Annotated in this window: 8 protein-coding genes and 1 pseudogene; 5 read left to right on the top strand and 4 right to left on the bottom strand. The window is 63.9% G+C overall.

Annotated elements, in window-relative coordinates; translation table 11 throughout:
- Positions 1 to 135 (bottom strand): annotated as a pseudogene (locus EN935_RS41980) (DUF805 domain-containing protein); the annotation flags it as partial.
- 243 nt (positions 136 to 378) lie between these two features.
- Between EN935_RS41980 and EN935_RS11830 the strand changes: the two are divergent.
- A complete protein-coding gene (locus EN935_RS11830) occupies positions 379 to 1,707 on the top strand; it encodes a glycosyltransferase (RefSeq protein WP_245488930.1) in 1,329 nt (442 codons plus the stop codon).
- Here the strand turns inward: EN935_RS11830 and EN935_RS11835 are convergent.
- Positions 1,704 to 3,575: a DEAD/DEAH box helicase gene (locus EN935_RS11835; RefSeq protein ID WP_109663698.1), complete on the bottom strand. Its 1,872-nt coding sequence runs from the start codon at positions 3,573 to 3,575 to the stop codon at positions 1,704 to 1,706. The two genes, EN935_RS11830 and EN935_RS11835, sit on opposite strands and share 4 nt — an antisense overlap.
- A gap of 438 nt (positions 3,576 to 4,013) precedes the next feature.
- Between EN935_RS11835 and EN935_RS11840 the strand changes: the two genes are divergently transcribed.
- Entirely contained in the window at positions 4,014 to 5,048 is a 1,035-nt protein-coding gene (locus EN935_RS11840) for an aspartate-semialdehyde dehydrogenase (protein ID WP_027059343.1), read from the top strand.
- A 175-nt stretch (positions 5,049 to 5,223) separates the two neighbouring features.
- Here EN935_RS11840 and EN935_RS11845 read toward each other — a convergent pair whose 3' ends face one another.
- Positions 5,224 to 5,631, bottom strand: a complete 408-nt coding sequence (locus tag EN935_RS11845; RefSeq protein ID WP_127262524.1) for an ACT domain-containing protein — start codon at positions 5,629 to 5,631, stop codon at positions 5,224 to 5,226.
- Between the two features lie 186 nt (positions 5,632 to 5,817).
- Here EN935_RS11845 and EN935_RS11850 point away from each other — a divergent pair, with 186 nt between their 5' ends.
- The 3 genes from EN935_RS11850 to EN935_RS11860 all read left to right on the top strand — a co-directional run bounded on the left by EN935_RS11850 (position 5,818) and on the right by EN935_RS11860 (position 7,841).
- Positions 5,818 to 6,723 carry a bestrophin family ion channel gene (locus tag EN935_RS11850; protein WP_127262523.1) on the top strand — a complete coding sequence of 302 codons (906 nt, stop codon included), beginning with the start codon at positions 5,818 to 5,820 and terminating at the stop codon, positions 6,721 to 6,723.
- Positions 6,724 to 6,828: 105 nt separating this feature from the next.
- The gene (locus EN935_RS11855) at positions 6,829 to 7,239 is read left to right on the top strand and encodes a DoxX family protein (RefSeq protein WP_127262522.1); all 411 of its coding nucleotides are present in this window, start codon (positions 6,829 to 6,831) and stop codon (positions 7,237 to 7,239) included.
- A 74-nt stretch (positions 7,240 to 7,313) separates the two neighbouring features.
- Positions 7,314 to 7,841, top strand: a complete 528-nt coding sequence (locus EN935_RS11860; protein ID WP_127262521.1) for an SRPBCC family protein — start codon at positions 7,314 to 7,316, stop codon at positions 7,839 to 7,841.
- 27 nt (positions 7,842 to 7,868) lie between these two features.
- Here EN935_RS11860 and EN935_RS11865 read toward each other — a convergent pair whose 3' ends face one another.
- The gene (locus EN935_RS11865; RefSeq protein WP_127262537.1) at positions 7,869 to 9,101 is read right to left on the bottom strand and encodes an FAD-dependent oxidoreductase; all 1,233 of its coding nucleotides are present in this window, start codon (positions 9,099 to 9,101) and stop codon (positions 7,869 to 7,871) included.
- Positions 9,102 to 9,438: the final 337 nt, after the last annotated feature.

Raw genomic sequence — 9,438 nt, forward strand, 5'->3', positions numbered from 1 at the left:
CTCGACGGCCGTGCCGTTGGGCATGGCGGTTTCCCGGCGCAGGTTCTCGCGGGTGAAGGTGTAGCGGTTGCCGTCGGCTCCGGTGATGAAGCCAAACCCCTGGTCCTCGTCATAGTGAAGCACTTCGCCGCGCATTTGCCACCCCCGCTCGCCACGTCCCTGCCGAACGTGTGGCACAGGGCCGAGCCGATGGGCAATACCGGGCAGCATGGCTACCGTCTTGCCGGCAGATGAAGCATAAGGCATCAAGTACAACCGCCGTCGCCAAAGCAGACCCAAAAGCAGACAATGACAGCCGAGTGTTCCGATACCAGCGTCGCGATAGAGGACAGAGAGGCCGCAAGGCCTCCGAGGCTGGCCATCGATGCCACCGGTCTGATGTTCTGGCCACCCGGCGAGGGCCTGGCCGGCATCCCACGGGTAGAAAGCTTTCTCATCAACGCGGCGTTGGCGGATCCCGACTCTTGCGTGGAGGTGGTGGCGTTCAGAGCCGATGAAGCTCGGTTCCGCCCACTTGCCCCTTACGAGCAGGACCATGTCGCGGCGGGCGAGATTTCACCGCATCAGGTCCAGAGGTGGCCGGGAAGACGCACGGCGCTGTCGCAGGCTTTCGAGGCAGTGGCGCTGCAACCATGGGGCAAGCGCGACGCTGACCGCCATCTCGCCAAGACGGTGACCAATGGCCGCAAAGGGATTGCCTATCAGGCGACGAAGCTGCTGATCCGTGCCTATCGCCTGTACCAGCGGGCGAGGATCCGGTCGGGCCTGCGCCAGGACGTTCCAAGCCGAGCGGCCGAGACCGAACGCGGCCTTGTCTTGATCAGCCATCACATTCTGACCGGGGATGACCGAGCCGCCGTCTCGGCGCGCGCCGGTGGCCTCGCGTTTCTTTGCCACGACCTCATCCCGACACTGCGCCCCGACCTGGTTGGTATGACCCCTCGCGAGAGACGTTACGGGTCATATCTCGAACACCTCGTGCGTTCCGGTGCGCCGGCATTTTGTGCATCCGAGGAAGTTGGTGCGACGCTGACCGATCATATGCACAAGGCAGGCGTCGCCGCGCCGGTCGTGTATCGTTTTCCGATGCCCTCCATCCTGCACGAGACGGCATCACGCGCTGGCACGACCTCGCGCATCGAGACCGACGAGCCGTTCGTGCTCTACTGCTCGACCATCGAAGTACGCAAGAACCACATCCTGCTGGCGCGGATCTGGCAGCAGGCGCTCGACGAGGGCGTCAAGCTGCCGCGGCTTGTCTGCGCTGGGCGCTGGGGTTGGATGATCGAGCCGCTGCGGGCTTATTTGAAGGCGCATCCTGAGCTCCTCCAGTCGGTCACGTTCACCGGGCTGGTCAGCGACGAGGAACTCATCGGCTACTATCGCCGCGCTTCCTTCGGCGTCTTTCCCTCGCATATCGAGGGCTGGGGCTACGGCGCCTCGGAATGCCTCGATTTCAGCGTTCCGGTCATCGTCTCGACAGCGCCGTCGCTGATCGAAGCGACCGGCGGCCTGATGCCGGCGATCGATTCACAAGATCAGCAAGGCTGGTATGCGGCGATCCGCAGGATGGCGCAGGACCATGCGTGGCGATCCTCTCTGGTCGAGCGCATCGCGGAGAAGCATCGGCCGACGCCGGCGGCTGCTAGCTGGGCTGCCATCAAGGCAGGCCTGCAGGCGAGTGCGTCGAGCCGATCAAGGTTTTAGGCGGGCCGCTTCTTCGCCTTCTTGTGCTTGGGCGCGCCGGTGGCGTCGAATTTCGGCTTGCCCGGCTTCGCCCACGGCTTTGCCTCATGCGCGACTGCCGGGCGCTGATCGGCTGAAGCCGGTGCGCGTTTCTCGAATTTGCGCTTCGGCGCGTTGGGGTCGAACGGCGCCTTGCCGCGATGCGGTTTCTTGTCGGGGCTTGGCGGCTGGTAGCCGGCGCGCGACAGATCGGGCGTGCCGTCCAGCCGCTTCACCAGGATGTTGCCTTGCAGCTTGCGGTCGGGACCGATCGCGGCCAGGAAGCGGTCGGCCCAGTCCGCCGCGATCTGCACGTAGGTCTCTTCCGGCTGCATCTTGATGGCGCCGATCTCGCGCTTCGAGATGCTGCCGGTGCGGCACAGCATCGGGATCAGCCAGCGCGGCTCGGCATTCTGCCGGCGCCCGATCGACAGCGAGAACCAGACGCTGTCGCCGAAATCGTCTCGGCGGCTGGGCGCTTCGTCCCGGCGTGTGAAGTTTTCGCCCGCCGGTCTTTCACGCGATGGCGTGAACGGCGCAATTTCCATCAAGTCCTCCGGCGCCGAGCGGCTGGCGCGGCACTGGCGCACGAAGGCAGCGGCCACCTGTTCGGCACCATGCCTGGCGAGCAGCGCGTCGATGAAACCGCGCTCGTCCTCCTTCACCGGCTCGTCGAAAGCCGGATCGGCAAGGATGCGCTCGTCGTCGCGCCGCATCACGTCGTCGGCCGAGGGCGGGCTCGCCCATGTCGCCTTGAGGCCGGCATTCTGCAACAGCCGTTCGGTGCGCTTGCGGGCGCTGTTGGGCACGATCAGCGCGCTGACGCCCTTGCGCCCGGCGCGGCCGGTGCGGCCGCTGCGGTGCAGCAGCGTTTCCGGGTTGGTCGGCAGGTCGGCGTGGATCACCAGTTCGAGGTTGGGCAGGTCGATGCCGCGCGCCGCGACATCAGTGGCGATGCAGACCTTGGCGCGGCCGTCGCGCATTGCCTGCAAGGCATGGCTGCGCTCGTTCTGGCTGAGTTCGCCGGAGAGTGCGACGACGGAGAAGTTGCGGTTGTTGAAGCGCGCGGTCAGATGATTGACGGCGGCACGCGTGTTGCAGAACACCAGCGCGTTCTTGGCCTCGTAATAGCGCAGCACGTTGATGATGGCGTTTTCCCGGTCGGGTTGGGCAACGCTCAGCGCCCGGTATTCGATGTCGAGATGCTGCTTTTCCTCGCCGGCGGCCGAAATGCGCACGGCATTGCGCTGGTAGCCCTGGGCGAGCGTTGCGATCGAGCGCGGCACCGTGGCCGAAAACATCAGCGTGCGGCGCTCGGCCGGGGCAGCGTCGAGAATGAATTCGAGGTCCTCGCGAAAGCCGAGGTCGAGCATCTCGTCGGCCTCGTCGAGCACCACCGCCTTGAGCGCCGACATGTCGAGCGAGTGCCGGGTGATGTGGTCGCGCAGCCGGCCGGGTGTGCCGACGACGATATGGGCGCCGCGCTCCAGCACGCGCCGCTCCGAGCGCATGTCCATGCCGCCGACGCAGGACGCCACCGTGGCGCCGGTCAGCTCATAGAGCCATTCCAGCTCGCGTGTCACCTGCAACGCCAGTTCACGCGTCGGCGCCACCGCCAGCGCCAGCGGTGCCGCGGCGTGGCCAAAGCGCTCGGCGCCTCCGAGCAGGGTTGGCGCCAAGGCGAGGCCGAAGGCCACCGTCTTGCCGGAGCCGGTCTGCGCCGAAACCAGCGCATCGGCCTCGCCGAGTTCGGGCGCCACAACCGCCTTCTGTACGGGCGTCAGCTCGGAATAGCCGCGTTTTTCCAGCGCCTTTGCCAGCGCGGGAACGAGTGCATCGAAGTTGGACATCTTACTCTTTCGGAATTCGGATTCTTATATGCCCAGCAATGGGCCTGTCTTCGGCGGGCGTCGGGACGCTCCATGAGCCGGATAGTCACGCCGTTCGTACTTCGTGCCGCTGCCATTGTACAGGGCAACAGGGCGCTCATCGCAATTGACTCTTGACGCAAACCGCGTAAAAGCCCGCTTCGAACGGGATCGTCTTTCGATGCGCGGCCTTTTGATGGCTCTTCTTGCATTCGATGCCCCCAGCCTCAATGCACATCATTGGGCCGGGCGGGTCGGCACGTCTCCCCGTTCCAGCAAAACTATGGCCAAAACCACCGCCAAAACGGTGTGATTCCCTTGGCCTAACCACCCTCTCCCGGGTTCGGCCCGGGGGACGGAACCCGCATCGGCCAGCGGGTTTCTCCAAAAACCAAGCGGAGAGGGACAGGAGATTTTTCGATGAGTTTCAAGGTTGCAGTCGTCGGCGCCACGGGCAATGTGGGCCGGGAAATGCTCAACATACTGGAAGAGCGCGGCTTTCCGGTGAGCGAAGTCGTGGCGCTGGCCTCACGGCGCAGCCAGGGCACTGAAGTGTCGTTCGGCGACCGCACGCTGAAGGTCAGGACGCTCGACCAGTATGACTTTTCCGACACCGACATCTGCATCATGTCGGCCGGCGGCAACGTCTCCAAGGAATGGTCGCCGAAAATCGGCAAGCAGGGCTGCGTCGTCATCGATAATTCGTCGGCCTTCCGCTACGATCAGGACGTGCCGCTGATCGTGCCGGAAGTGAACCCGGACGCGATCTCGCTGTTCACGCGCAAGAATATCATCGCCAACCCGAACTGCTCGACGGCGCAGCTGGTGGTGGCATTGAAGCCACTGCATGACTTCGCCACCATCAAGCGCGTCGTCGTCGCCACTTATCAATCGGTATCCGGCGCCGGCAAGGAAGGCATGGACGAGCTCTTTACCCAGACCCGCGCGGTCTTCGTCGCCGATGGCGTCGAGGTCAAGAAGTTCACCAAGCGCATCGCCTTCAACGTCATCCCGCATATCGACGTCTTCCTCGACGACGGCTCCACCAAGGAAGAGTGGAAGATGGTCGCCGAGACCAAGAAGATGCTCGATCCCAAGATCAAGCTGACGGCGACCTGCGTGCGCGTGCCGGTGTTCATCGGTCATTCGGAAGCGGTCAACATCGAGTTCGAAAAGCCGATCACCGCCGATGAGGCGCGCGATATCCTGCGCGAGGCGCCGGGCTGCCAGGTCCTGGATAAGCGCGAGGACGGCGGCTACATCACGCCGCTGGAATCGGCCGGCGAGGACGCCACCTTCATCTCGCGCATCCGCGAGGATTCGACCATCGACAACGGCCTGTCGATGTGGATCGTCTCCGACAATCTGCGCAAGGGCGCGGCGCTGAACGCGGTGCAGATCGCCGAGCTGCTGGTCGAGCGCGGCCTGATCCAGCCGAAGAAGAAGGCGGCCTGACGGCTGATTCAGTTTTCGCTCACGGGCCGTATCGCCGCTGCCGCGGCGGGCCCTCCGCGAGGGCGCCGGACGACCGGCGGCCCGCAGTCGCGGGCTCGGCCTCTGGCCGTTAGCCCCCCTTCTCCCCGTTCACGGGGAGAAGGTCCCGGCAGGGGGATGAGGGGCAGCACCAGCCTCAGCTTCGATTCTCAGCCGCCAACCCAACCAACAGCTCCATTGCCTCCTCAGCCCTGTCCGCCGGCACGAACAGATGGTCGTGGTAGAAGGCCGAGACTGGATTGACGCCCATGCCGGCGGCGGCGAGCCGCGTGGTGATGGCGGCGAGGAAGCCGACGGCTTCCAGCGACGAATGGATGTTTAGCGTCACCATCCGGCAGCGGAACGAAGCGGTCAGTGCCGCTGCGCTGGCCTCCTCGTCGGTTACGATCAGCGTCACGCCCTCGCGCTCACGGAACACCATCACCGGCTCGAGGCCTTCCGGCTGGGGAACGCCAGGCGCCAGCGTGGCGAAGACATAGGTGCCGGCGAGCAGTTCCGGCGTCATCGATGCCAGCAGTGTCTTCAGATCGGTTTCGCCGGTCATTCGTCTTCTCTCGCCTGCAGAAGCGGGCCGCAGCCACCTGCTCCTCAATAGCCGCGACCGGCGAGTGCCGATAGCCCGGGCGCTGTACAGACGACATGGCGATGTCGCTGGCGGCTGGGCTTGCGGACCTGTTGCGTCGCACAATAAAGCAGCTGAGGACCAGCGCCGGTCCGCGAAAGGCTTCTGATGATCGTCCGCCCGCGCCCACGCCTTCTGCACCTGTTCTTCATCATGCGCGGCTCGGTGGTGCCGCGCATCCTGCCGCAGATCTTTGGCTTTGCAGCCTATGGCGCGTTGGTGGTGGTGGTCGTGCGGGCGCTGAAGCTCGACTTCGGCAATGCCGGCACAGCACCCTTCGCGCTGCTCGGTGTGGCGCTGTCGATCTATCTCGGCTTCCGCAACAATGCCGCCTACGACCGCTGGTGGGAGGCGCGCAAACTGTGGGGCCAATTGGTCTTCGATATCCGCAATCTGGCGCGCGCCTCCGCCGGGCTGGTCGACGACCGGGCGGAATTGCGCGGCCTGCTGATGGAAGCGATCGCCTTCTGCCACTTTCTGCGCGGGCTGCTCAGGCGGGTCGACGCGGCGCCGCAAGCCCGCGCCTTCATCGGTGACGAAACCGAGATAGTCGCCAAGGCAGCGAACGCACCCGACGCGATGGTACGCGGCATGGGCCGCCGCATCGCCGTGCTGCGCAAGGCCGGCGCGATCGACACGATCGGCTACCGCATCCTCGACGAGCGCCTGTCGGAAATCGCCGCCGCGCAGGCCGGATGCGAGCGCATCATGGGAACACCCTTGCCGTTCGCCTATACGCTGCTTCTGCAGCGCACCGCCTATGTCTTCTGCCTGCTCTTGCCCTTCGGGCTGGTCTCCGCCGCCGGCTGGGCGACGCCGCTGTTCACCGCGCTGATCGCCTACACCTTCTTCGGCCTCGACGCGCTGTCGGAAGAACTCGAGGACCCGTTCGGCACCGAGGCCAACGACCTCGCTCTCGACGGCCTCTGCAGGGTCTGCGAGATCTCGGTGTTCGAGGCTCTGGGCGAAACGCCACCGAAAATGCTGCCGGCCGAGAAGTTTTACTTCTCGTAGGCAGAACAACGCCAAAAAGAATCCGCATCCTGTAGGATCGCAGCCTCATGCCGCGTCCTTGGTTCGACCCCAGCGAAAGGGCTCGAACCATCAGGAGGGACCGCCATGAGCATTTCCGAAACCGTGCCCGTATCGCCGGGCGCTCTGTGGACCGGCCGCGCGCTCAGCGGCGTCATCGTGCTGTTCATGATCTTCGACGGCGCCATCAAGCTGCCGCCGCTCGACATCGTCACCCAGACGATGGTGCCGCTCGGTTGGCCGGCGGATCCGAATGTCGCGCGCATGCTCGGCATCATCGGCCTGATCTCGACGGCGCTCTACGCCTTGCCGCGCACTGCGGTGCTCGGCGCCATCCTGCTCACCACCTATATGGGCGGCGCCATCGCCACCAATCTCCGCGTCGATAATCCGCTGTTCTCGCACACGCTGTTCGGCGTCTATCTCGGCATCATCCTGTGGGGTGGCCTGTATCTGCGCGACCCACGCGTGCGCGCGCTGATCCCGTTCAGCCGATAGTCTCATTGTTTTGAAGCAATTCCGAACAGAAAACCGCTTCACACTTTTCCTGGAATTGCCTTAGGGAGAGAAAAATGTTCAGCACCATCCTCATTATCTTGCTCGTCATCATCGCCGCCGTGCTCCTCTATGCCGCGACTCGGCCGAATGATTTCGTCGTCACCCGCACCGCCACGATCAAGGCTCCGCCGGAAGCGATCTTCCCGCTGATCAATGATTTCAGCCGTTGGCCGACATGGTCGCCCTACGAAAAGCTCGACCCGCAGATGAAGCGCACGCTCTCCGGCACCGACAGCGGCAAGGGCGCGGCCTATGCCTGGGAGGGCAACGGCAAGGCCGGCAAGGGGCGCATGGAGATCGTCAATTCGGTGCCGTCCTCGCTGGTGTCGCTGAAACTCGATTTTGAGAAGCCGTTCAGGGCCAACAACAATGTCGACTTCACCCTGACGCCGTCGGGCGACAACACCGCCGTCACCTGGGCGATGCGCGGCGGCCGGCCCTTCATCGCCAAGCTGATGGGCCTGTTCATGAATTTCGACACGCTGATCGGCAAGGATTTCGAGGTCGGCCTCGCCAATCTGAAGCGTCTCGGCGAAAAGTGACGTGCATGAGCCCTATGCGGCGTGACGTCAGCTGTCCCATCCGGCAAAGCGGTTTGGGCTCAGCCATGACCTGGTGATCTGGCCGCCGCCATTGTTCAGCACGGCATCGACCAGCCAGCGCGCCGTGGCGGGCGCCGCATGCATGCCTATCGATCCCATCCCGCCATGCACGAAGAGCCCTTCGATGCGCGTTGGCCCGGCTACCGGCAATCCGTCGGGCAACATCGGCCGATTGCCCGGATAGACGTTCCTGATGGTGGGAACATCGAGGCCCCGGATCATGCGCAGCGTTCGAGCGGCCATCCGGCTCGCTATGTCGGTGTTGCGCACCAGATCCCGGAACGCCGGCTGGACAGTGGCGCCAAGGCGTGCGTCGCCGCCTTTCATCGGGTTGAGGCAGATGGCCTCAACCGCAATCTGGTCGTCACGCTGGCGAGCAAGATCTTCCAGACCGCGCAGGGACATGCGCTTCCCAAGCTCTTCCTGATCGGGCCATGTGAACTCTTCAACGATCCATGGAATCCTGAATCCAAGAGCACCAAGCTGGACAAGCCATCCGCGGCCCGCCGAAAGGGGGAGGCCCGGCAGGGGATCGTCGCCAACGGTTCGGCGCAGGACGTCATTGGCCCAAAGTCCGTTGGCAATGAACACCATGTCCGAGGTCAAAATGCCTTGATCCGTCAAGACGCCCTGGACCTTTCCGTTGCGCGTGTGGATCTGTGCGACACGCGTGCCGGTCTGAAACACCGCGCCCGCCTGACGCGCGGCGTGGGCGAAGGCATGGGTGGCTCCCATCGGTTCCAGGGTCCATGCCCGCTCGACGAAATAGCCGCCGGCCACGTTGAACCCCAAGGCCGGGTGGTCGTTGGCCAGATCGGTCCCGGTGGCCCGCTCCATGCCAACACCGGCCTGCCGATAGCAGTGTGCGGTCGCTTCGGCTTTCTCCAAAGTCTCGTCATCCTCGGCGATCAGCAGGTGCCCAATCCTTTCGAATTCAAAGGGAACAGGGCCGTCAGCCAGTTCTTCATAGATCGGGACGCAGGCGTCCAACATCTGGACGACCTCGGATTGGGGGCCGCTAAGCAGGGTTCCGGTGTTGCGCCCCGAAGACTCCGCCGCAATCACGTTCTGCTCGATGACGATTGTCTTGATGCCGTTGGATGCCAGTTCGTAGGCAAGGGTGCATCCGGCAATTCCGCCGCCGATGACGATAGCTTCGGTCGGTAAATGTGCCCGGTTTGGCCGAAATGTTCTTGCCATGGAATTCAAATGCTCCAGCGAATCTCGTATACGAGTATACCAAAATTCGATCTGGCGTCCACGCTCTTTGACGGAGGAAGCACCCTGGAAGCTTGCATGCGCGTCATGCCGTATCGTTTTGAGAGCATCTCACTGAAGGGGTCGGGATCAATCGCAAAAGATCAAATCAATCCTTTGCCGGAATTCCTTGCCCGTGGATCAAATCGCCGAGTTGCGAGTTAGAGACTCGCTTGGCGGCGGAGGCGTTTCCCTATCGGAGAGGAACGACAATGAAGAAAACGATGCTTTTGATGGCCCTGCTGATGCCGCTCGCCGCTTGTTCACAAACGGAAAAAGG

Origin of the sequence: Mesorhizobium sp. M7D.F.Ca.US.004.03.1.1, assembly GCF_003998635.1 — a bacterium.
Taxonomy (GTDB): domain Bacteria; phylum Pseudomonadota; class Alphaproteobacteria; order Rhizobiales; family Rhizobiaceae; genus Mesorhizobium; species Mesorhizobium loti.

What these genes read in the sequence shown, in the direction of transcription:
- EN935_RS11830 (WP_245488930.1), top strand. Translation starts at nt 379, where the DNA reads ATGTTCTGGCCACCCGGCGAGGGCCTGGCCGGCATCCCACGGGTAGAA.
- EN935_RS11835 (WP_109663698.1), bottom strand. Translation starts at nt 3,575, where the DNA reads ATGTCCAACTTCGATGCACTCGTTCCCGCGCTGGCAAAGGCGCTGGAA.
- EN935_RS11840 (WP_027059343.1), top strand. Translation starts at nt 4,014, where the DNA reads ATGAGTTTCAAGGTTGCAGTCGTCGGCGCCACGGGCAATGTGGGCCGG.
- EN935_RS11845 (WP_127262524.1), bottom strand. Translation starts at nt 5,631, where the DNA reads ATGACCGGCGAAACCGATCTGAAGACACTGCTGGCATCGATGACGCCG.
- EN935_RS11850 (WP_127262523.1), top strand. Translation starts at nt 5,818, where the DNA reads ATGATCGTCCGCCCGCGCCCACGCCTTCTGCACCTGTTCTTCATCATG.
- EN935_RS11855 (WP_127262522.1), top strand. Translation starts at nt 6,829, where the DNA reads ATGAGCATTTCCGAAACCGTGCCCGTATCGCCGGGCGCTCTGTGGACC.
- EN935_RS11860 (WP_127262521.1), top strand. Translation starts at nt 7,314, where the DNA reads ATGTTCAGCACCATCCTCATTATCTTGCTCGTCATCATCGCCGCCGTG.
- EN935_RS11865 (WP_127262537.1), bottom strand. Translation starts at nt 9,101, where the DNA reads ATGGCAAGAACATTTCGGCCAAACCGGGCACATTTACCGACCGAAGCT.